Below are 21,732 nucleotides of genomic sequence, written 5' to 3'. Positions count from 1 at the left end.
GCGACCTCAGCCCCCATCCCATGCTGTCGAATAATAGGTTTATTTGTTGAAATAGGAGGCGGCATATATTGCGCTCTATGGTTTCGTATTCGTATACTGTATGAAGAGAGTAAAAAGTGATTATTCTATTTATGTCAAATATAGAGGGACCTTCCATATGGATTCCACAATAGAGCTCGTCTCTATGATTGCTTCATTGATAATGATGGGAATTGTTTTATTATCGGAGTATGGTTTTAGAAGAGTGCGCGGAGTGGGCTATCTCATCGGTTTGACGGTATGCCGAATGATTTACTCTGGTGCTATCATTTTGGAGCAGAACCGTTCTCTCTTACTGGAAAAGCTGATTTTTCGTAATGTTCAGCATACGATGCTTAATTTAATGGTGCCTTTCTTAGTTTTATTTGTGTATTATTTGATCGGCTCCGACAAGGTTATTAAGCTTCGATGGAAAGTGCTGCTGTTCACGGTATTCGTGCTATGGTCGCTGCTAGTATGGTTCGACCCCGAGCTCCACTTGATTTTTCGCACGATTGAGCTCTATAATGGCGAATTAATAACGACAAAAACCATTTATTCCATCCTATTTACGCTCTTTTGTTACAGCATCGTGGCTGTATGTATTTATTTTTTAATTCATTATGTGCGAAATATTCGAGATGATTTTCGCAAGCCAGGCATGTGGGTTCTAGGTCTAGGTTCATTGCCACTGGTGCTTGAGATTATTAAATTTGTGAATCCGGAAATGTCGTCATGGCTGCTAAGGCTCTCGGTTTATTGTGGATTTACAGGTATGATTATGCTGGTCATTGCCATGCGGTATAAGTTTTTCTCTATTGTTCCTTATGCCAGGGATGCCGTACTCGATACGCTTCAGGAAAGTATATTGATTGCAAATGCTTCAGGAAAGATCATCGACAGCAATAAAAAGGCTGTTCAGTGGTTTTTAGAGCTGGGTCATGCCGAAATTTATGACCGGGGAATGGCAGAACTGCTGGCACCATGGCCGCAATGGCAGAAGTTGTGCATGTCTATGCAGCAGGGCAGTGTGGAAATTGACACTTGGCTCAATGGCGAGAGGAAAATTTACAGCATAAACGTATATCCGCTGCAAAAGCAGAGCAAGCATACGCAGGGCAGTATTTCCCTTATCTTCGATATAACAGAGAAGCAGCGCCATCTGGAACAGATCGCACAGCTTAACCAGCTGAAGGATCAACTGTTTACAATCGTCTCGCATGATATTCGCAGTCCACTGGCCTTGCAATTTCAACTAGTGGAGCTTCTAGAAGAAGACAGAAACAGAATGGCGAGCGATCACCGGGAAATCGTTGAGGCGCTGGGTGGTCAGATCCGTAATACGCTCGGCATAGCCAATAATTTGCTGGAGTGGTTTCGCAGCCAGCGGGAAGACGTGACCCTCCGGCCACAGCTGCTGGAGCTGTCTGAGATTGTAGAGGAATGCTTCCATCTGCTGCATATTACTAGCGAGGCTAAACAAATAAATGTACATCACACCATTGCTGCAGAGACTTATGTGTATGCTGATCAACAAGTGCTTGGCTTAGTTATCCGCAATTTGTTATCCAACGCAATTAAATTTACTGGGCTGGGCGGGTCCGTTCATATAGGGGCCGAGTTATCGGAGGATATGGTGATCATTTCAGTCCGCGATGATGGAGTTGGAATGGATGAGGATCAGGTTCACAGGCTGCTTAGTGAGCAGCAGCTGGACTCATTGACGGGCACTTTAGGAGAAAAGGGAGCGGGACTAGGTCTGCTTGTAAGCCGGCAGTTTGTCAAACTAGGCGGGGGAAACTTATGGGTGGAGAGTAAATTAGGACAAGGAAGCCTATTTCAATTCAGCGTGAGAGGCGGAACAGAGCGATGAAGGTGGTTATCGTTGACGATGAGCCGGCCATGCTGCTTGCTATGAAGCGGCTGTTGTCTACTATGGACGACGTAGAGCTTGTGGGAAGCTTCCAGAAGGCTGCTGAGGCGCTGGAATTCGTTCGGGCAAATGAAGTAGAGCTGGCATTTTTAGATATCAGGATAGCTGGGGATGACGGTCTCGAGCTCGCCCATAGCTTGCGTTCGCTTCGTGCTAAGCTGGATATTGTATTTACGACATCCCACTCTGAATTTGCCATTGAAGCTTACGATGTTTATCCATTGGACTATATGGTTAAGCCGGTTTCCCGAAAGCGCTTGGCCAAGACCATTACACAAGCGGCTAGAAGACAGGACGCTTCTTCCCATCCTGCGGAGGATCTTACGACTAATCGACTAGTGGTTCGCGGCTTAGGGTGTTTCGAGGTGAGCAGCAGGCAAGAAGGTGACGTAAGATGGATTTCTAAAAAGAGCATGGAATTATTCGCTTATTTGCTCATCAATCATGGCCGCAGCACCTCTAAAACCCGTATTTTAGAGGATGTTTTCCCGGAAATGCCCCTTAAAAATGCAGAAACGTATCTCCGTACAGCGGCATACCAGCTTAGAAAAGTCTTGTCACCGCATGGGTTGAAAGAGGTGGTCATCTCAGCGCAAGAGCAGTATCGGGTTGATTTGGATCATGCCGATGTCGATTTTATCCAGTTTGAGCAGCAGGCGAAGGCTCTATATGAAATCCATGCATCCAATGCAGAGACGGCTATCGAGCTGGAGAAGCAATTTGCTGGCGATTTGTTTGATGATAAATCTTTTGAGTGGGCAGCTGTGGAGCGGGAGAGACTAGCCATTATCTATGATTCCTTGGCTAAGCGTCTTGCAAGCTGGCTGCTGGACCAGAAGCGATTTAGAGAAGCGGCGCAAATAATGAGAAGAATGGTAGCCCGCAATGAATTTGAAGAGGAATCAAATCTGCTGCTGCTGAAGATTCTCGTTGCTATGGGGGATCGGCAGTCCATAAGCAGCTATTATGAGCACTATACGCAATTGTTGTTTAATGAGCTTGGCCTCCACCCTTCAAAGGAATTTCTTCAGATTTATAAATGGTATCAGTGATCGCCTCCTCATCTATTGAGGGGGTCTTTTTTTATGGAAAAATACACGTGAAAAAAGGGCTGCTGGAAAACCTCCCAGCAGCCCTCTCCTCCCGAAATTCCTCAAAACGAGCTTGAAATCATTTTAGGCTTGCTTCCCCTTAGGGCTGTTCAGCCACTTGTAAGCGGCAACGGCCAGTACCGAGCCGGCAAGCGGGGCAATAAGAAACACCCACACTTGGGATAACGCTTCGCCGCCAAGCAGCAATGCAGGGCCCAAGCTTCTTGCCGGATTGACAGAAGTTCCGGTTAAGGCGATGCCAAGAATATGCACAAAAGCGAGCGTCAGTCCGATAACGAGGCCCGTTACATTTCCATTGCCCTCAGTGGAGGTGACGCCCAGTATCGTATAAATAAATACGAAGGTTAAGATGATTTCGACTATGAATGCCATCAGCGCTGAAATCCCGATTCCGTACCCAGGGCCAAAGCCATTCTGACCAAGCCCCGTTGTGGGCAGGCCTGCGGACACAATAATCGCGTACAAAATGGCGGAGCCAGCAAGAGCACCAGCGATTTGCGAAACCACGTACCCAATGAAATCCGCCCCCGTTAGCTTGCGGCTAATAAGCATGGCAAGTGAAACCGCGGGGTTAATATGACACCCCGATATTGGACCGATGACATAGGCCATCGCCACAATAGTCAGACCGAATGCCAATGCAATGCCCAAATAGCCAAGCTCACCTCCCGCTGTAGCGGCACTGCCGCAGCCGAACAGAACAAGCACGAATGTTCCAATGAATTCGGCAGCATATTTTTTGAATGAAGCGTTCATCAACTTACCTCCCAATGATTAAATATCCTTTTGATTATAAAGGAGGCATATTTACAAAAACTGAACATGGGGCGGGGAAGGGCAGAGCTCCCTATTTTCTCATATACAACCAGAGACGGTGCCTTATTTCATCCATGAGATGGATTTAGAATAATCGGCAGTGGAGTATTATGGAATCATTAGCTGATAGATTATGGATTTGAAAGGAACGCATGAAATGAAAAACATTGTAAAACCAACCTTGATCATTAGCATCGCGCTTATTGCGCTAGTCTGTCTAACCCTCTTCTTCCCGACATGGACGCCTCGTATAAAAGGCGAGAATAGTATAAGTGTGCTGGAGCACGTTGATCTGAATGGGACCAAACAAGAGATTATGATTAGGGGCAACAATCGAAATAATCCGGTTATTTTGAATGTGCATGGAGGGCCAGGCGCTTCGGAAATTCCCTTTGCAAAAAGCATGCAAAATCTATTGGAAACGAAGTTTACCATCGTTAACTACGATCAAAGGGCCAGCGGCAAATCCTATCATTTTAACGAGGACTATTCTAATCTTTCCTCTGATTTGCTGGTGAAGGATCTGCTGGCGGTAACGGATTACGTTGCGGAACGGCTGGGCAAGGAAAAGATTATTCTGATCGGTCATTCATACGGTACCTATCTTGCTACGCAAGCTGCTTCAAGAGCTCCTGAAAAGTACGAAGCCTATATTGGAATCGGTCAAATGGGGGACACGGTAGAAAGCGAGATCGACGCTCTGCATTACGTTCTGGGACAGGCACAAGTAGAAGGAAACGCCGAGGATACCACACAACTGGAGCAATTGCAGGAAGCTATTGAGACGGGTGGGGCTTTGACTCCTCGCCACTATGTCAATAAATACGGAGGGGCATCCAGACTAACCAAAATTCCAGACGGTTCTCTGGTGAATTTGATGTTCACTAGCGAATACAACTTGCTCGATGCCATCCGTTACAACAAAGGGATGACCCAATCCCAGGGGATATTAATTGAGGAGGTCTTTAAACATCCATTGCCTACCTTAGTCAATAAGCTGGAGCTGCCCTTCTATTTTGTTATGGGGGACTATGACTTTATGACTTCATCCCATGCAGCTAGGGACTACTTTGACAGTATTGATGCTAAGCACAAGGAATTCCTTCCTTATGCGGAATCGGCGCATTATCCGCAATATGAAGAAAAGGAACGTTTTGTTAAGTGGATGTCGGATACCTTTCTAAAGTTAGAAAAATAACGAATAGGCTCCCCTTGCGGCAGACAGGTTTGTCATAAAACCTGTTGCTGTAGGGGGGAGCCTATTCATATTGCCAATAATATCTAGCCTTTAACCGCTCCAGCGGTCAAGCCTTTCATGAACGTTTTGGAACCAAGGATAAATAAAATCAGGACGGGAATCGTCGTCATTGTAAGTGCGGTCATTCGTGCCGCGTAATCAGTCCGATGCACGATGCCTAAATTCGAGATGAAAATCGGGAGCGTGTACCACTCTGATTTGTTGATTGTGACGAGAGGCAGCAAGTAGTTGTTCCACGACCACAGGAACACCAGTGTCGCCAGCGTCGCCAAACCCGGCTTCATAATGGGCAGCACGATGCGGACGAAGATTCCAGGCTCCGAGCAGCCGTCAATGCGCGCGCATTCCAGCAGGTCGTTCGGAATCGAATCGCGCATGAATTGGATCATGAAAAATGCACCGAACGGGAATGCTGCCCATACAAGAATGACCGGCCACAGTGTATTGCCGACGCCGAGATGTCTCATTTCGATAATATAACCGATCAATCCAACCTGGGTCGGCACCATCATGGTGATGATAACGAAGGTCTGGAGCAGCTTGCGCCCGCGGAATTCAAACTTCGCCACGGCGTAGCCAATCAGCGTGCTTGTAAATGTTGCTAGTACGACGGATACAATCGATACGATCAAGCTGTTTCCGTATACTTTGATAAAGTCGGCCTGCAGTACCGTCTTCAGATTTTCCCCCAAATAGCTGCCTGGAAGGATAGGAATCCCTTTGAATAGATCCTCGCTGTAATGGGTTCCCATTACGATCATAATATAGAACGGAAATAGCGAGAGCAGGGAGATGACAATTAGACAAAACCACATGCTGGCTGCTTTCATCGTTTGTCCTCCTTAGGTGCTGTAAGTTTGTAGCTTAGAATGGAGAATAAGACGATTAGCAAGAACAGCGAGTAGGCAATAGCTGAAGCGTAGCCGAAACGCGTGTTGGAACCAAATGACTCATCCACAAACTTCCAAATAATGGTTAGTGCTGTATTGTCAGGACCACCGACCTGCGCCGAGCCTGACCATCCGCCATAAAGCAGCTTCGGTTCATCGAATAATTGCAAGCCGTTAATAACGGAGGTGACGACGAGAAATACGATAATGTTCCGAAGCAGAGGCATTGTGATTTTACGGAAGGTATGAAGCCCTGTAGAGCCGTCCATCTTAGCGGCTTCGTATACGTCTTGCGGAATGACCGTCATGCCAGCCATGAAAATAATCATAAAATACCCAAGATTGCGCCATATGACCATTAGAGCGATAATCGCTCTGGAGCCCCATGGGTCCTGTAGCCAGTAAAAGGCTTCGTCCAGTAGTCCGACTTTCGTAAGGAGCAGGTTCACGATTCCCGTCTGCCAATCGAACAAATAAGAGAAAATAAAGCCGATGGCTACCGGTGTCGTAATATATGGTAATACATTGATTGTCTGAAATAATCTCTTGCCACGCGTCAAATGGAAAGTCCAATACGCCAGCGTGAGCCCTAGAATCAAGGTTACTGGAATAAACATAGCCATCATGATCAAGGTGTTCCACAAGGATTTAATAAACAAAGGGTCATTCGTCCAAAGCTGTATATAGTTTTTAAAGCCGACATACGTCTTCTCACCTATGCCATTCCAGTCATGCAGACTGAGCACGAATGAGTATAGGACTGGATACAGTTGAAACGCCGCATACGTCAGCACGAAAGGCAGGGCGAAAAGATAGGGCCACATGCGTGGCCCCCATCTGCGTTTGCTGGATGCGGCGGAAGTCTTAATTATGCGTTCCGCATTCACGGTCATCCCTCGTTTTCCCAAAATTTACTTAACGGTCGCATCGGACGCTTTATTCTTCGTTTCCTGAATGAACTTCTGGAGTGCGGAGTCGGCAGTAACCGATCCGTCCTTCATCCATAGCGGGTACAGAGCGTTAAATACAGAGTCTACGACGGAATCGTATTTGGACTGTGCCTCGCCTTTCATATCGGGAACGATATTTTCGACAAAATATTTCGCGAGATTTTGGCCGTCGAAAAACTCGTCGTAAGGTCCTGGCGCGTCGATGAGCGCTTTTTGAGTTTCATAGAATGACTTGGAGCTGGTCATATTGCCGAATGTCTTAAAGTTGAATGCGGAGCCTTCTTCGGACAAGTAGGCGTATTGGATGAATGCCCAAGCCGCATCCTTAACCTTGCTGTCCTTGTAAATGCCGATCGCTGTTCCACCGCGGGTGAATCCGCCTTCTGGCGCTTTGAGGAGACCCCAGCGTCCCGAACCATCGGGATCATTCGCTGAAATATGCCATTTGGCTCCCCATGGTGCCATTGGATAGAACATGAACTCGCCTTTCGCCATGGAAGCCGACCAAGCGGGTGTCCACAATTCATTTTTGCCGATAATGCCAGCATCACGCATCTCAAACAAGCGGTTCAAAGGCTTTTGCAGCTTGCTCGTCAAATCGATTTCTGTGCCGTTTACGTAGGAAACAAAATTCTGCCCTTTTAAAGCAAGAAATGCGTCGCCAAGACCAGGGAACATGAGCACCTTGTCAGCACTCTTCTCTTTAAGCTCCTTGCCGGCAGCGATGAAATCATCCCAGGTTGAAATCTTTTTCTCTAGCTCAGCTGGGTCGTCCGTACCCCAATACTGCTTCGCCAAATCTCTCCGGTAAGCGAAGCCTGCGGGCGTTAGCGATTGATCAACGGCAATGACTTCGCCCTTGGAATTAGAGACGTAAGGCACGACGTAATCTATAATGGTGCTTTTGTCGAAGTTATAAGGCGCCGCTTCAAGGTTGTCAAGCACACCAAGGTCAAACAGCTTGCCGCGGTAGGCCGACTCTCCAAGAATGACGTCGGGAACGTCAGAGCCGGAAGCGATGCCGCTTTGCAGCTTCTGCAAGTAATCGTTCGGATTAACGACGGTTACTTCGACTTTGATGTTCGGATATTTTTTATTAAATTCTACAATCATGCCTTTCTGGAACGCTTCATCCCAATCCCAGACTTTAACGGTGCCGCTAATCTGCGTCGGATCGGTGCTGGCCGCAGTCGACGCCGCAGGAGCAGCAGTGCTTCCATTGTTGCCCGTACCGTTGTCTACAGTGGTGTTGTTGCCGCCGCAGGCTGCGAGCAGCCCAGTCAGCATCATCACAGATACGAAACCGCCCACCCATTTGCTCTTCTTTTTGATGTTCACGTTGGTGAGTCCCCCTAAAATAATTTTGTAAGTGCTTACAATGCTATCGTAACTCAGGACCCTATTAGCCGGTAATCAGCCAAAACGGCGATTTCGTATAAAATCCGGTGATCCCCTCAATTTCTACGCGAAACGGAAGCTGTGCCGCCAAAGGATGGCGAAAGCCGTTTACGCTTGAAATATAGGAGAGGATATGATGATTCCATCCTTTCTCTATATTTCTACGCGAAACGGAAGCTGTGCCGCCAGAGGATGACGACAGCCGTTTACGCTTGCTCCGTCCAAGGAAGCATAATTCGTATAAGGGTGCCTTGGCCCCATTCACTAGATACTTCCAGACGCGCTGATGCGCCAAAATGGGTTTGCAGCCGTTCTTGGATATTGGACAAGCCAATTCCTCTCGTACGCTCCGGTTCTTGTCCCACCTGCCCCATGTGCATCCTCCAGCCTTCTTCGGGAACCGTCATGCCTTGTCCGTCGTCTTCCACTTCCAAGACAAGCTGTTCTCCGTCCCGGTAAGCCCGCACAATAATCGTGCCCTCCTCTAGATCCGACGGAATGATGCCGTGCACAATCGCGTTCTCCACGAGCGGCTGAAGCGCCATTCGGGGAACCGAACGGTCAAGCAGTGCTTCGTCAATCTCCCAGATGAGCCGGAATTGGCCAGGATAACGCGTCTGCTGGATGACCGTGTATTTGTCGATGATCCGTTTCTCCTCCGACAGAGGTGCGCGTACAGCCCCTTCACCCGTCTTAATCGTATTTTGCAAAATGGAGATGAGCGCCTGCGTCACTTCGGCCGCTTCGGTCCCACGATTGGCATGGGACAAGTAAATGACCGTATTTAAGGAGTTGTACAAAAAATGCGGATTGATCTGGGCCATCAATAAATCGATTTGCATTTGCCGTTTCAAGGTTTCGTTCTGGACGGCAGTGTCCATCAGGCTTTTCAAGTCTCTGACCATTCGATTGAAGCCTGTGCCTATAATCTCAAGCTCGTCTCCGCTGCGAATATGGACGCTTGTCCCGAGATCGCCGACCGCGACGCGCTTCATCGCATTCGTCAGCCGGATCAATGGCTTCATCAAATTGACAATAATGGGCAGCATGACGACCAGTGTTACAATAATGGCGGTAACAATGATAATGATATAGAAAAAGAACACGCGATTAATTTTCATAAATAATTTGCTCTTAGACAGCAAAGCCGCCTGTTTCCAGCCCTGGTTCATGGCATCGTCCATCAATACGATCGTGCGGGCGTCCTCCGCGAATGGCTCGCCAGATTGCAAGACGCTCGTCATGAACGACCGGTCTGCTTCCGGCAGCTTATCATTAGCCTCAAGCAGCAGGGCGCCTGAGCCGGTGAACAGCTCGATTTGCTCGAAATCCTGCGCGCTTTGCAAAAAGACGTTTGCTAATTCGGAATAGGCGATATCGATGACAAGATAGCTTTCCGCGTCTAACTCCTGCCCGATGGGGCGATATTTCAACACGTAACTAAAGACCTGACGGTTGCCGCTAATAAAAAAGAACGGATGCGGCTCGCTGTAGGCAGCGCGTGAATTTTTCATTTTCACAAACCAGTCCTGCTTCAAGTACTCGGAGAAATAGTCCTCGTAACCGCTATAGTTGGAATAGGTTTCCTCCTTGGGCGTAACGATCACGACGTTCAGAATAAAGTTGCTGAGCGCCACAAACCGCCCGAGCTTCTCCTGCACCGCTTGCTTGCGGAAGTAATTCACCTCAATATCCTCGCTTGCTGGCGCGTGAATGAGAGCTGTTATTTCCTCGTCGGATACGATGTACTCCGCTGTCTTAACGACCTGCTCTTGAATCTTATTGAGCTGAAACGAAATTTGCGCGAGCTTCGTCCGGCTGTCCTTGATCGACTGCTCGCGAATAATATCCTTGGCGTAGTCATAGATGAAAAAGCCGCTAAGAATAAGCGAAATGGAAACGACGAGAACGGTGCTGGCAATTATCTTGGTGCGTATCCTCATGCGCATTGTAAGGTCACCTGCGTTTCTCCATATATTCGAGCGGGGTCATGCCCGTCAGCTTGCGGAAGACTTGGCTGAAATACTGCCCATTGCGGAAGCCGACCCGGTCGGCGATTTCATAAACCTTGAGGTTTCCCTCATCCAGCAGCTGCTTGGCCTTCTCCATTCGGATTTCTGTAAGCCGGTCAAGCGCTGTCTTGCCTGTCTCCAGCTTGAACAGGTGGCGGAAGTGGTCGCGTGAAATGCCGAGCTGCCTTGCAAGCGTATCTGCGTCGAGCTCGGGATCGCCGTAATGGCGCTCCATCTGCTCCAGCGCTTGGCGCACCTTGCGGGATACTGTGGGCAGTCCGGCTGACATTTGTGCAAGCGTATCCAACTCTTGCAAAAACCAATCGCGAATACCCGCAAGCGAGGACCAATCTGCTCTCGTGCCCGGTCCAGTAGCCCAAGTCTCCGTTAGAGATGGCAGTCCACAAGTGGAGCGATAGCGGTTCAACATGCTGACCAGCTGCCGACACAAGTCCGCGAATCCGCTGGCATCCTTTGCTATCAAAGCTAGCGAAAATAAGGCCGAAACCTCGCGCGCAGCTTCTTCATATTGGCTCTCCGACAGCAGTTCCTTCGTCTTCGTCAAGCCTTCTTCCCATTCCAGATGTAAGGGGGCCTTCTCTTCTTCACGCTGAAGCTCGTTCAATCGGAACAAGTGGCCAGGGCTATGAAACATCGCCTGTGACAGCCATTTCAATGCTTCAGCGAGCTTTCCGGGAACGTCCGCCCGATTTGGCAAACCGTACGCCATCGCCATGGATGCAGCGCGGCCCGTCAGCTGTTCGATCGTACGCCGTGCCTCGGCCGCCTTTTCCTCAAGCAGCTCTCGCATCTTGCTCTCGCCCCTGCTGCTCTTATCCCCGTAAATGAGAACAAAGCAGCTTTCTAGAAAGGGGATCGCCGCTAGCAGGCTGGAATCTCTTACATCGGGCCACTCCGTCGGCCAGTCCGGTTTAATTGGCATAACACCGGGCAGCAGTGGCATCATACGGGCAGGCTCGAGCACCAGCAGATGAAGCCGATCGAACGCTTCGCCCACGCCCGCTGTCGCCGTCCTCCACTGCGTGTCCGACAGAGGCCTTCCGCCGAGCCAATCAACGAGCAGTCTGCCGCGGTCATTTTTCTGGAGCCGCCTATCGGTCTCAATGTCCTCCCTTAAACCGCCGAGCTCTCGCTTGACCGTTTCCGCATCCATCTCATGCTTAATCCAATAGTTGGACACGCCCAGCTTGAGCGCTTCTTTGGCGTACTCAAATTCTTTGTGGGAGGTAAGCAGCACGATTTTCAGCGCCAGTCCCTCTGCCAGCAGCTCCTTGCTAAGCGCCAGTCCATCCTTGCCGGGCATGACGATATCCATAATAATCAAGTCTGGGCGATGCTCTCTCGCCAATCTTATGACCTGAGACGGCTTGTTCGCCGTGCAGACGATCTCGTAACCGAGCTGCTGCCACGAAATTAGATTTTTCATATGCTCAATCGCCAGCACTTCATCATCCACGAGCATCACTTTAACCCAATTCATCTGTTTCGTGCCTCCATATTCTTAATGCTTTAAATTTATCATTCTTTTGCGCCATGTATCTGAATACAACTGAGCCTGTCCCTTTCAATAAATGACAGCTGATTTGAGAACCCAAAGGCGTTCTTAGAGATGGACTAACTTTCGCCAAGTATACGACGAAAACCTGAATATTTGTATTTTTTATATGACCGTTCCTCACCTTATTCTTTTCTGTTACTACCATCTCCGACAAATAAACCAATGATACGTCTTATATTTTGTCGGCTAGCCGACTTTTTTTGTTTTAAACCATGAATTATAATTGTGAATACCGATAGGTAAACTTTGAATTATCCAGCAGCTAGAGAAGGGTGGAACGACGATGGACCAAGAGGGTATGTCCTCCAATTGGGAAGAAACCGTAACGGATAACGGTGAAGCCGAGCAACTCGCGTTAGCGAAGCTCTTCCAGGAGTTTGGCTCTTCTCGTGGCATGAAGAAGAACTCCTTTATTTTCAGGAGCGAGGAAGAAAGTCAGGAGATCTATTTCGTCCAGGACGGACTGGTGAAGATTTCGCAGTTTGCGCAAGAGGGCCAGAGCATTACCTTGTTCCTGAGGCACAAGGGCGAGGTGTTCGGTGCGGCCGAGGTTCTGACGGGGCAGAAGAGACAACGCTATGCGCGGTGCATCACGGACAGCCGGATTCTCTCGATTCCGACTTCCCAATTCACCAGCTTGCTGAAGAAACATCCGGATGCCCTCTATGCGCTTACGGTGGTCAACGCCCGTCGTCTGCTGCAGACACAGCGTTACGTAGAGACGCTCATCTCACGGCCGGTTGCCTGGAGGCTGGCTCAACTGCTAATGCAGCTCGGAGTTCGTGTGGGGAAGGAGACGGTCGTCACGCTTTCGCTTACCCATGAGGAGATCTCCTATGTCATCGGCTGCAGCAGGCAGACGGTTACGGAGACATTGGGTCGATGGCGGGAGGAAGGCATCATTCGCTATGAGAAGAAAAGGGTTGTCATTCACGATACCAACGAGTTCCAACAGCACTTGTAACGATGTGGAAAGCCATGGGGGGCGGTAGCATGATCCGGGTAGAAGGAGTAGGCAAGACGTTCGCGCAACGGGGTAGAGCGGGCTATACTGCGTTGGAAGACATTGACTTCGAGATAGGAAAGGGAGAGTTCGTCTCCATCCTTGGTCCTTCCGGCTGCGGCAAGTCCACACTGCTTAACTTAGTAGCAGGTCTAGAGCAGACGGATCACGGCCGAGTAGAAGCGAACGGCAAGGAAGTCACGGCCCCAGGGCCTGATCGAATCGTCGTATTCCAAGACCATGCACTGTATCCTTGGCTTACCGTGCTGGAGAACGTCGCATTTGGTCTCAAGCAAAAGGGAATCAAAAAGAAGGAGCGCCGCGAGCGAGCCATGGAGCAGATCCGGGCTGTCCATTTGGGGAAGTTTGCGGACCGCTATCCCCACGAGCTGTCGGGTGGGATGAAGCAGAGGGTGGCGATAGCGCGGGCGCTCGTTATGGACCCGGAGATTCTGCTCATGGATGAGCCGTTCGCTGCACTGGACGAACAGACTAGGCTGCTGCTGCATAAGGAATTGGAGCAAATATGGCTAAACACGCGGAAGACCATTCTGTTCATCACGCATAACATCCGGGAGGCGGTCATACTGTCGGACAGAGTGCTCGTCATGTCTACCCGGCCGGGACGGATTAAGAAGGAGTTCCGCGTACAGGCGGCACGGCCGCGGGAGCCTGGCGACTCACTTCTGCATCATATCGAGAGTCAGATTATGGATACGTTGGCCGCTGAACTGGAGAAGGTGGCGAAGGAGGAATATGGCAATGACTACACTTTGGAGAAAAGCCCTCTTTCTCATTCTACTGCTAATAATCTGGGAGACGGCATATAGGACAATGCATTGGGGCTGGCGCTTTCCATCGGCGCTGCAGACGATGCAGACATTCTACGATGGGATGGCCAATGGGCAACTGCTAGAAGCGACGCTTAGCAGCTTGAGGCGAATCCTCATCGCGTTTGTCCTCTCATGCGGCATCGGCATGACACTCGGCGTCTTGTTCGCTCGGAGCCGGCTGCTGGACGAGACGTTCGGATTTGTCGTCGTTGCTCTGCAGACGGTGCCGAGCATCGCTTGGTTACCTTTCGCTATCATATGGTTCGGGCTGAACGACTTCGCCGTTGTGTTCATCACGACGATTGGGGCGACATGGACGATGACGATTGCGAGTCGGAGTGGGATCAAGAACATTCCTCCAATTTATCTTAAGTCGGCGGAGATGTTTGGAACAGGCCGCGGGTTCCGACTCTTTTACCAAGTGATGATCCCTGCAGCCATACCACAGCTCATTACAGGCATGCGCATGGCCTGGGCGTTCGCCTGGCGGGCACTCGTCTCCGGTGAGCTCATTGCGCGCGGTATCGGTTTGGGGCAGCTGCTGGAGGAGGGGCGAAGCCTCGGCGACACCTCTCTTATGCTCTGCATCGTACTCGTGATCGCGATTCTCGGTACAATCTCCGACCACCTCGTCTTCAAGCGCATAGAGGAACGGATCTGGACCCAGTACGGTCTGAATGCTGCCAAAACGTAAGCTTAACCAGGAAAAGGGGAATGATGCATGTTTAGAAAAGTGGCTTATTCGAGTCTTATGATCGTCTTGATTCTGATTCTGCTTTCCGGCTGCGGGGCCTCTGGCTCGGGGAGTAACGGAAGCTCCAAGTCGGTCGACCCCATTACGGTGAGGATCGGCTTGCTCAAGAACGTGACCCATGCTCCGGCCTTCGTAGCGATCAAGAAGGGCTACCTGCAAGACCGTCTTGGCGCTAATGTGAGGATCGAAGTACAGGGCTTTAATAACGGCTCGGACTTCTCGACTGCCATGGCGACAGGCCAGATCGACATCGGCTACGTCGGGCCAAGCCCGATAATCAACCAATATACAAGGAGCAAGAACATCAAGATTCTGTCAGGAGCGAACAACGGCGGTGCCGTGCTAGTGACGAGGAAGGGCTCTGGCGTGACGAGCGTAAAGGACTTGGCAGGCAAGCTGGTCGCCATCCCGACAAAGGGGAGCACGAATGAGATATCTCTGCGTCTGCTTCTTCAGGAGCATGGCCTGGAGGTGTCGACGGACAATAGCGGGGTACAGCTTATTGCGATGGCTCCGGCGGATACGCTGACGGCCATGAAGCAAGGTCAGGTAGAAGCGGCGTTATTGCCGGAGCCATGGGGGACGCAGATCGAGAACGAAGGCATCGGTAATATCGCCGTCGAGTGGGATCAGATTCCGCCGAACAAGGGGAATTATCCACTTACGATTATCGTAACTAGCGACGACTTCCTGAAGGAACACCGGAATTTGGCCAAATCCGTTCTTTTGGCCAACGAGGACGCAATCAAGTTTATCAAGGATAGTCCAGACGACACATATTCTCTCGTTAGCGACGAGTTGAAGGAACTGACGGGCAAGGGCTTGGACGCCGAATTGATCAAGGCCACACTGTCTCATCTAAATCTGACGATGAACATCGACCAAGATTCCTTGAAGATAATGGCGCAGGTAGCGGTCGATGCCGGCTATATCAAGGGAGTCGGAGCAGATGGCTTGGATCTAGCAGGCTTGTACGATCTGTCGCTGCTGAAGGAGACGCAGGAAGGCAAATAAAACGAAAATGAGAGGGCTGACAGCGATGACAGCGATGTATATCCAGCCACAAATGAATTTGAGGCCAGACTACCACCCAGATCTGACCGTCGTTCTGCTCGGGACGGGTTCTCCCCGTGCCTTTTATGGGCGAGCGAAGCCCGGAGCCGCGGTGCTCGCGGGAGACAAGACGTTCCTCGTTGATTGCGGGGGCTCTACGGTGGACCAACTAATCAAAGCGGGCATCATGCCTCAAAGGATATCCGATGTCCTGTTTACCCATCACCATTACGATCATAACGGAGGATTCTTCGACGTGTTCATCACGAGTTGGCGCACGCATATTACCGCAGAACGTGTCTTCGAAGGTCGTTCAGTGCCCATGCAAGTGTACGGACCAGAGACGACGAAGGAGATCATCGGTAAAATGCGGGAGTCCTTCGAGTTCGACGTCAAGCTCCGAATCAGCTATAATCTGTCGGATGAAGCGGGCTCGCTAATCGAGTATACGGAATGCAACGAGGGTGTTGTGTACGACAAGGACGGCATCCGAATTACTGCCTTCGAAGTGGACCATCGCCCTGTCTATCCGGCTATCGCTTACAAGTTCGAGTATAACGGCAAGACGGTCGTTATATCAGGCGATACGATTCCGGTGGCCAATACGGAGAAACAAGCGACCGGGGCAGATCTGCTCGTTCACGAAGCGTACAACAAGTCGTGGCTTGATTCCTTGACCGCGCAATATCCGAAGCACGAGAAGGCGCTGTCAAACCCCGCGAAGTATCATACGACGACGCTGGAAGCGGCTGCAATCGCGCAACGGGCGGGAGTCAAGCATCTCGTGCTCACGCATCACATTCCCGCGCCAGAGGCGAATCCAGAGGCCGAGCAAGCGTATATCGAGGGGATGGCTGGCATTTACGCCGGCCCGATTACAGTAGGTCGCGACTTGATGGTCTTCGAATTAAAGTAGCGGACAAAGGACTCCCTACAGGGCGCCCATCTATCTTGTTGTCGGACTTATTGAATCTGAATAATAAATCTATCCGTTTAGAGTGGGGCGCCGGTTTGGGCGTCCTTTTTTTGTATGATAATCTGACTATTGATTGTTGTAACCCTTTAAACTAAAAATATCTGTGTGGCTGTGCCCTGAGCAGTTTGAAACGGCGTACTTGTAAGGGATGTGCTATCATAAAAAGGGATATTATGAAAATAAGTCATGTGCAGGCAAGTAGGGTGAATTACAACGTAACGCATTAACTTTCAGAAGGCAGGATTCATATAAATGACCGTTAACCATACACAACGCTATCGCTTTAGTGAAGCTCCTATATGGCATCTCCAAAGGGAATATTTCGAAGAAGAAGGCATGAAGGCTTGGAATAATGATCAAGTCCCTCAGTATATAACGAGTAATCCCATGATTGCTTCGGCCTATGCCGAAATGATATTTGGGCTGCTTCAAGACCGGGCCAATCAGGGAAACCGATCAGAGCCTGTATTTATTGTGGAGCTTGGAGCAGGAGCAGGTCGTCTCGCCTACCATGTGCTGCATGAGCTGTGCCAGTTGAGAGACTATGCGGGGATATCCCTTCCCCCTTTCCGCTATATTATGACCGATTTGGCCATGAAAAATGTTCTGGCCTGGCAGGAGCATCCTGCCCTGCAAGCTTTTATCGCCGAGGGCGTGCTGGATTTTGCACGATTTGATGCGGTTCATGATACGTCGATAAACCTCGTCGTTTCAGGCACAGCCATTAGAGAACAGGAATTAGAGCAGCCATTAATTATAGTCGCCAACTATTTTTTTGACAGTATTCCACAAGAGCTGATTTATGTAGGCGACGGCCAAATATACGAGGCGGATGTTTTTGTCGAATATCCTGACAATCGGGATGCCCTTAAACCAGCCGAGCTATTAGATCAAATCGCTTTGCATTATGAGCACAGGCGGGCGCCCGAGTATGAGCAAGATGACTATCCTTACCGCGATGTCATTGCCGTATATCAGGAACAGCTGGAGGATTCGCATATTTTATTTCCTGCTGCTGGTCTAACCTGCTTGGAGCGTTTGAATCAATTGTCTCAGGCAGGGTTTCTATTGATAACCGCTGACAAAGGCGACCACCTGCTCGATAACTGGAAATTTGCCGAGCCGCCGGAGCTGTTCCTGCATGGCAGCTTTTCATTGACCGCCAACTACCATGCGATTCAGCATGTTTTTGAACAAAGAGGGGCTCAGGCGTTATTTCCCCCCCATCATTATAAAAATATAAATGTCGGCTGTATTCTCCATATGGATCAACCGATGGCATACGCGAATACCAGATTAGCCTACCGCCGATTTGTTGAGCGTTTTGGCCCGGATGAGTTTTTTAGCATGAAAATGTGGGTCGACCGCAATCTCGCCAGCATAGAACTGCAACCATTGCTCAGCTTTTGGCGTTTGGGTGGATATGATGCGGAGTTTTTCATTCAGAGCACGAAGCAAATAGCCAGCCTGCTGCCGGATGCGAATGATGAAGAAATGCAGGACCTGCTAAGAGGCATCCAGCTGATGTGGTCGTCTTATTACGTCATGGAGCAGCGTTATGACTTGGCACTTGATGCAGGCTTGCTGCTGTTTGAGATGGAAATGTATGAAGAGTCCAAGCAGTTTCTAGAAATATCGGTGCAGCAGGAACAGGATGAGGTTGTTTCGACCGTGTTTTATTGCCTCGCTATTAGCTGCTTTGAGCTGGAGCTGGACGAGCAGGCATTGAGCTATATTCAGCAATTTTTGGAGCTTGAGCCGGATCATGAAGAGGCATTGGCGCTGCTGGGGAGATTTGAATAACAAGCATAGGCTGAACTTGTTGATCATTATTTTTAGGAACGACAGTTGGGGGTGGCTGGGATTTGAGGCGTATTACGATTTTGGTCGCAGATGATGAGGTGGAAATAGCGGATCTGGTGGCCTTACACCTGCAAAAAGAAGGTTATTACATTATAAAAGCATCCGATGGGAAGGCAGCTATGCAAGCTGTGCAAACGCAGACGATTGATTTGGCTATTTTGGATATTATGATGCCGGAAATGGATGGGTACGAGGTCACTCGTAAAATTCGGGAGCAATACCATCTGCCGATTATTTTCTTGAGCGCCAAAACCTCCGATCTGGACAAGATCACAGGGCTTGTTATGGGAGCGGACGATTACATGACCAAGCCCTTTAACCCAATGGAGCTGGTGGCGCGTGTCAATTCGCAGCTTCGCAGGTCGCTGCAATTCAATCAGCCAGCCGTCATGAATAAAGCGGTGCTGGAGCTAGGCGGACTCGTGATTTCACCCGACCAGCATAAAATCACCTTGTACGGCGAGGACGTCGAATTAACGCCGAAGGAGTTCGACATTCTTTATTTGCTAGCGAGCCATCCGAAGCAGGTGTTTAGCGCGGAAAACATTTTTAAACAGGTGTGGGGCGAGGCCTACTATGAGAGCGGCAATACGGTTATGGTCCATATCCGTACCCTGCGCAAAAAACTGGGAGAAGATACGACCAAGCGGAAATTCATCAAGACGATCTGGGGCGTGGGGTACACGTTCAATGATTAAAAGCAGAAGAAGCTTTCGGACCACGATGATTATGCTGCTGGGCTTAAGCATGCTTTTATCCGGTGCGATTACGTATGGTATTTATAAGCTGCTGCAGCTTTATTATGTCGATGTCCGCGAAGGGGATCGATTGGCTCTGTACCGGAGGATGATGAGGGAAGTGGGGGATATATATGTGTTCCTCATTATTTTTATCCCTCTGGCTATTGTCTTTTTCTTCTGGTTTACAAAGCGATATGGGACTTATTTCAATGAAATTTCCAAGGGAATCCGCCATCTGGCTAATGGGGAATTTGATAATCGGGTCCAGATATCCTCAAACGATGAGTTCAGCAGCATTGCGGAGGATTTGAATTTGGCCAGCGAAAAGCTGCAAGCGGCGGTTGAAAAAGGGGATTTTGCCGAAAATAGCAAGGATCAGCTGGTTGTGAATTTGGCGCATGATCTTCGAACGCCGCTTACCTCAATATTGGGGTATTTGGATTTGATGGTGAAGGATAATCAGCTAACCGATGAGCAGATCAAGCATTACACCATGATTGCCTTCAACAAATCGCAGCGTCTGGAAAAGCTGATTGATGGACTATTCGACATTACGCGCATGAACTATGGCAAGCTGCCCGTTGAGAAAGAGCCTATCGACCTCAGCGAGCTGCTCAGGCAGCTGAACGAGGAGCTGTACCCCGTTTTTGAGAAAAATCATTTAGCAGCCCGAATGGATGTGGCTCCCGAGCTGTATATTAATGGCGACGGGGAGCTGCTGGCCCGTGTATTTGAGAACTTGTTGACCAATGCCGCCAGGCACGGCAAAGAAGGCCTATACGTAGACATTAATGGGCGCCTTGATACGGGGCATGTGGTCATTCAAGTCGCTAATTATGGAGGAGAGATTCCTCCTGAGGATTTGCCTCATATTTTCGAAATGTATTATACCGGCGACCGATCTCGGGCGCATCAAGAGGGCGGAACGGGCCTCGGCCTATTCATAGCCAGAAATATTGTAGAGCAGCATGAGGGAACCCTCACGGCCGAGAGCAATGTGGTGCGGACGGTATTTGAGGTGCGATTGCCTGTACGCTCATAATTTAAGAAAAACTTTAAATTTGTCCCACTTTTTTTTAACTAGTTTTCTCTATCCTAGAAGTATAAGGAAAGGGGAGGACGCGTTAATGACGAAGTGGGGCATTTTTATATGCTTGGTTCTGCTGGGCTATGCAGCGACGGACAGAGAGCTTTATAAATAGAATGGCGAGATTGTGACGATAAAGGAGGATGCCATTTGGAACAGAGGGCAAATAAAACGAATAAGTGGGAGCTTTTTATAGGATCGGCGTTTGTTGTGTATTTGTTTTTATTATTTAAAATCATTTTGCTCAAATGGAACGCTATTGGTCTCGATGCTTGGTGGTATCATTTCAAAACGTTTTTGTACCACCCGTATCTCATTTACGAGCGCCAAGCGAATCTAAAGCTATTCGATGAAATTTCAAGGGGGATTGATGGATTATCGATCTCTGGCTCGATGCTGTTTACCAATTTAATTGGCAATACGCTGATCTTTATTCCGTTGGGTGTTTTTATCGCGGAGTTAAGCAGATCCCGAGGGGGATTAGGCATAAAAATATTCGTGTTTTCCCTGCTGTTAAGCTTATTTTTTGAAGGCAACCAGTTTTTTCTAGGTATTGGCATCTTTGATGTGGATGATTTGCTGTTAAACACCGTTGGCGGAATGATCGGGTACATAGCTTGGAAAATCGTTACGGTTGGCGTGAGAGTACTCCAGCCCGCAACGGCTAGAGGATTAAAGAGGACTTCTCATACATGAGCTGGGAAAAGCCGGGGACCATAAGGGGTTCCCGGCTTTTATGCGTCAAATTTTGCTTAAGTAAGGGCTCGTGTTCTACGAGCTGTCTACATTCGATCTGAATGGAGCCAACAGCAGAAGCTGCTTGGCAAGAAAGGCAGGCGTATAGGGCGTATCGTTGCGCAGCCATATAACGATTGTGCCAAGAAAAGCAGAGGCGCCATACCAGGCTGCAATATCATTCGGAATTTCCGGCGTAATGGCTTTGGATGACGTATGGTGACTACTCATTTTACTTTTAATATAGTCCATCATAAGCACAGAAAGACGCTCCGTAAATAGGGGCAGACGCCTGGAGCCGAGTAGTATTTTGTAGGAGGTTGAATGATCGGAAAAATGCTGAATAAGCTTGACCAGCTCGGGCCATTCATGATCAGCCGAACCGGACGGTTCATAATCATTTTCTAGCAGATTACGAATATGTGTGTTCATGTTGTCCGCCATCTGATTCAGCATATCCGGGATATCCTTGTAATGAAGATAGAAGGTAACCCGATTAATGGTCGCCCGCTCCGCAAGTCGATTCACTGTGATTTTCTCTAAATCGTACTCCTGAATCAGCTCAAGAAAAGCTTCTCGAATCAATTGGCGTGTGCGTATAACGCGCGGATCTATTTTTGGTGATTTTGCCTGCATGCAAACACCGATCCTTTCCATTTTCAAATCAATTGTCTATACGACGGTTTTAAGTGAATTTGTAGATTATTACGAAGTAAAACGAC

Annotated in this window: 19 protein-coding genes; 12 read left to right on the top strand and 7 right to left on the bottom strand. The window is 49.1% G+C overall.

Annotation, left to right across the window (positions count from 1 at the left end; translation table 11 throughout):
* Window positions 1–157: 157 nt before the first annotated feature.
* Entirely contained in the window at window positions 158–1,891 is a 1,734-nt protein-coding gene (locus AC50YG_RS19045) for a sensor histidine kinase (RefSeq protein WP_494828659.1), read from the top strand.
* The gene (locus AC50YG_RS19040) at window positions 1,888–3,003 is read left to right on the top strand and encodes a response regulator (RefSeq protein ID WP_494828655.1); all 1,116 of its coding nucleotides are present in this window, start codon (window positions 1,888–1,890) and stop codon (window positions 3,001–3,003) included. The genes AC50YG_RS19045 and AC50YG_RS19040 overlap by 4 nt, the downstream gene beginning before the upstream one ends.
* Before the next feature lie 123 nt (window positions 3,004–3,126).
* Here the strand turns inward: AC50YG_RS19040 and AC50YG_RS19035 are convergent, their stop codons facing one another.
* Window positions 3,127–3,819 (bottom strand): MIP/aquaporin family protein, encoded by a 693-nt coding sequence (locus AC50YG_RS19035; protein WP_494828653.1) that lies wholly within the window; start codon window positions 3,817–3,819, stop codon window positions 3,127–3,129.
* Between the two features lie 217 nt (window positions 3,820–4,036).
* On the opposite strand from AC50YG_RS19035, the gene AC50YG_RS19030 reads away from it, so the two are divergent.
* The gene (locus AC50YG_RS19030; RefSeq protein ID WP_494828651.1) at window positions 4,037–5,077 is read left to right on the top strand and encodes an alpha/beta fold hydrolase; all 1,041 of its coding nucleotides are present in this window, start codon (window positions 4,037–4,039) and stop codon (window positions 5,075–5,077) included.
* 83 nt (window positions 5,078–5,160) lie between these two features.
* Here the strand turns inward: AC50YG_RS19030 and AC50YG_RS19025 are convergent, their stop codons facing one another.
* The 5 genes from AC50YG_RS19025 to AC50YG_RS19005 form a co-directional block, all read right to left on the bottom strand.
* Window positions 5,161–5,967: a carbohydrate ABC transporter permease gene (locus tag AC50YG_RS19025; protein WP_341280185.1), complete on the bottom strand. Its 807-nt coding sequence runs from the start codon at window positions 5,965–5,967 to the stop codon at window positions 5,161–5,163.
* Window positions 5,964–6,851 carry a carbohydrate ABC transporter permease gene (locus tag AC50YG_RS19020; protein WP_494828649.1) on the bottom strand — a complete coding sequence of 296 codons (888 nt, stop codon included), beginning with the start codon at window positions 6,849–6,851 and terminating at the stop codon, window positions 5,964–5,966. Before AC50YG_RS19020 ends, AC50YG_RS19025 begins: the two co-directional genes overlap by 4 nt.
* An 87-nt stretch (window positions 6,852–6,938) precedes the next feature.
* A complete protein-coding gene (locus AC50YG_RS19015; RefSeq protein WP_494828647.1) occupies window positions 6,939–8,315 on the bottom strand; it encodes an ABC transporter substrate-binding protein in 1,377 nt (458 codons plus the stop codon).
* Between the two features lie 266 nt (window positions 8,316–8,581).
* Entirely contained in the window at window positions 8,582–10,324 is a 1,743-nt protein-coding gene (locus AC50YG_RS19010) for a sensor histidine kinase (RefSeq protein ID WP_494828645.1), read from the bottom strand.
* Window positions 10,325–10,331: 7 nt separating this feature from the next.
* Window positions 10,332–11,888: a response regulator gene (locus tag AC50YG_RS19005; protein ID WP_494828643.1), complete on the bottom strand. Its 1,557-nt coding sequence runs from the start codon at window positions 11,886–11,888 to the stop codon at window positions 10,332–10,334.
* Between the two features lie 361 nt (window positions 11,889–12,249).
* Between AC50YG_RS19005 and AC50YG_RS19000 the strand changes: the two genes are divergently transcribed.
* The 9 genes from AC50YG_RS19000 to AC50YG_RS18960 all read left to right on the top strand — a co-directional run bounded on the left by AC50YG_RS19000 (window position 12,250) and on the right by AC50YG_RS18960 (window position 20,971).
* A complete protein-coding gene (locus AC50YG_RS19000; protein WP_494828641.1) occupies window positions 12,250–12,930 on the top strand; it encodes a Crp/Fnr family transcriptional regulator in 681 nt (226 codons plus the stop codon).
* A gap of 29 nt (window positions 12,931–12,959) precedes the next feature.
* The gene (locus AC50YG_RS18995) at window positions 12,960–13,799 is read left to right on the top strand and encodes an ABC transporter ATP-binding protein (protein WP_494828639.1); all 840 of its coding nucleotides are present in this window, start codon (window positions 12,960–12,962) and stop codon (window positions 13,797–13,799) included.
* The gene (locus AC50YG_RS18990) at window positions 13,732–14,496 is read left to right on the top strand and encodes an ABC transporter permease (protein WP_494828637.1); all 765 of its coding nucleotides are present in this window, start codon (window positions 13,732–13,734) and stop codon (window positions 14,494–14,496) included. Before AC50YG_RS18995 ends, AC50YG_RS18990 begins: the two co-directional genes overlap by 68 nt.
* Before the next feature lie 27 nt (window positions 14,497–14,523).
* Window positions 14,524–15,570 (top strand): ABC transporter substrate-binding protein, encoded by a 1,047-nt coding sequence (locus tag AC50YG_RS18985; RefSeq protein WP_494828635.1) that lies wholly within the window; start codon window positions 14,524–14,526, stop codon window positions 15,568–15,570.
* A 25-nt stretch (window positions 15,571–15,595) separates the two neighbouring features.
* On the top strand, window positions 15,596–16,525 hold the full coding sequence (locus AC50YG_RS18980) for an MBL fold metallo-hydrolase (RefSeq protein WP_494828633.1): 930 nt from the start codon (window positions 15,596–15,598) through the stop codon (window positions 16,523–16,525).
* Between the two features lie 312 nt (window positions 16,526–16,837).
* Window positions 16,838–18,388 carry an SAM-dependent methyltransferase gene (locus AC50YG_RS18975; RefSeq protein ID WP_494828631.1) on the top strand — a complete coding sequence of 517 codons (1,551 nt, stop codon included), beginning with the start codon at window positions 16,838–16,840 and terminating at the stop codon, window positions 18,386–18,388.
* Window positions 18,389–18,450: 62 nt separating this feature from the next.
* Window positions 18,451–19,146 carry a response regulator transcription factor gene (locus AC50YG_RS18970; protein WP_494828629.1) on the top strand — a complete coding sequence of 232 codons (696 nt, stop codon included), beginning with the start codon at window positions 18,451–18,453 and terminating at the stop codon, window positions 19,144–19,146.
* Window positions 19,139–20,230, top strand: coding sequence for a sensor histidine kinase (locus tag AC50YG_RS18965; protein ID WP_473755995.1), 1,092 nt, complete (start codon window positions 19,139–19,141; stop codon window positions 20,228–20,230). Before AC50YG_RS18970 ends, AC50YG_RS18965 begins: the two co-directional genes overlap by 8 nt.
* A 195-nt stretch (window positions 20,231–20,425) precedes the next feature.
* Window positions 20,426–20,971: a VanZ family protein gene (locus AC50YG_RS18960; protein ID WP_494828628.1), complete on the top strand. Its 546-nt coding sequence runs from the start codon at window positions 20,426–20,428 to the stop codon at window positions 20,969–20,971.
* Between the two features lie 75 nt (window positions 20,972–21,046).
* On the opposite strand, the gene AC50YG_RS18955 is transcribed toward AC50YG_RS18960, so the two are convergent.
* Complete coding sequence (locus AC50YG_RS18955) at window positions 21,047–21,646, bottom strand: TetR/AcrR family transcriptional regulator (RefSeq protein WP_494828626.1); 600 nt, start codon at window positions 21,644–21,646, stop codon at window positions 21,047–21,049.
* Window positions 21,647–21,732 lie beyond the last annotated feature (86 nt).

Source organism: Paenibacillus sp. J31R34 (assembly GCF_059383715.1).
The sequence above is the reverse complement of the archived record's forward strand: the minus strand, read 5'-3'. Positions and strand labels throughout refer to the sequence as shown.

What these genes read in the sequence shown, in the direction of transcription:
- AC50YG_RS19040 (WP_494828655.1), top strand. Translation starts at nt 1,888, where the DNA reads ATGAAGGTGGTTATCGTTGACGATGAGCCGGCCATGCTGCTTGCTATG.
- AC50YG_RS19025 (WP_341280185.1), bottom strand. Translation starts at nt 5,967, where the DNA reads ATGAAAGCAGCCAGCATGTGGTTTTGTCTAATTGTCATCTCCCTGCTC.
- AC50YG_RS18990 (WP_494828637.1), top strand. Translation starts at nt 13,732, where the DNA reads ATGACTACACTTTGGAGAAAAGCCCTCTTTCTCATTCTACTGCTAATA.
- AC50YG_RS18980 (WP_494828633.1), top strand. Translation starts at nt 15,596, where the DNA reads ATGACAGCGATGTATATCCAGCCACAAATGAATTTGAGGCCAGACTAC.
- AC50YG_RS18955 (WP_494828626.1), bottom strand. Translation starts at nt 21,646, where the DNA reads ATGCAGGCAAAATCACCAAAAATAGATCCGCGCGTTATACGCACACGC.
- AC50YG_RS18995 (WP_494828639.1), top strand. Translation starts at nt 12,960, where the DNA reads ATGATCCGGGTAGAAGGAGTAGGCAAGACGTTCGCGCAACGGGGTAGA.
- AC50YG_RS19010 (WP_494828645.1), bottom strand. Translation starts at nt 10,324, where the DNA reads ATGCGCATGAGGATACGCACCAAGATAATTGCCAGCACCGTTCTCGTC.
- AC50YG_RS18975 (WP_494828631.1), top strand. Translation starts at nt 16,838, where the DNA reads ATGACCGTTAACCATACACAACGCTATCGCTTTAGTGAAGCTCCTATA.
- AC50YG_RS19005 (WP_494828643.1), bottom strand. Translation starts at nt 11,888, where the DNA reads ATGAATTGGGTTAAAGTGATGCTCGTGGATGATGAAGTGCTGGCGATT.
- AC50YG_RS19020 (WP_494828649.1), bottom strand. Translation starts at nt 6,851, where the DNA reads ATGTGGCCCTATCTTTTCGCCCTGCCTTTCGTGCTGACGTATGCGGCG.
- AC50YG_RS19030 (WP_494828651.1), top strand. Translation starts at nt 4,037, where the DNA reads ATGAAAAACATTGTAAAACCAACCTTGATCATTAGCATCGCGCTTATT.
- AC50YG_RS19000 (WP_494828641.1), top strand. Translation starts at nt 12,250, where the DNA reads ATGGACCAAGAGGGTATGTCCTCCAATTGGGAAGAAACCGTAACGGAT.
- AC50YG_RS19045 (WP_494828659.1), top strand. Translation starts at nt 158, where the DNA reads ATGGATTCCACAATAGAGCTCGTCTCTATGATTGCTTCATTGATAATG.
- AC50YG_RS18985 (WP_494828635.1), top strand. Translation starts at nt 14,524, where the DNA reads ATGTTTAGAAAAGTGGCTTATTCGAGTCTTATGATCGTCTTGATTCTG.
- AC50YG_RS18965 (WP_473755995.1), top strand. Translation starts at nt 19,139, where the DNA reads ATGATTAAAAGCAGAAGAAGCTTTCGGACCACGATGATTATGCTGCTG.
- AC50YG_RS19035 (WP_494828653.1), bottom strand. Translation starts at nt 3,819, where the DNA reads ATGAACGCTTCATTCAAAAAATATGCTGCCGAATTCATTGGAACATTC.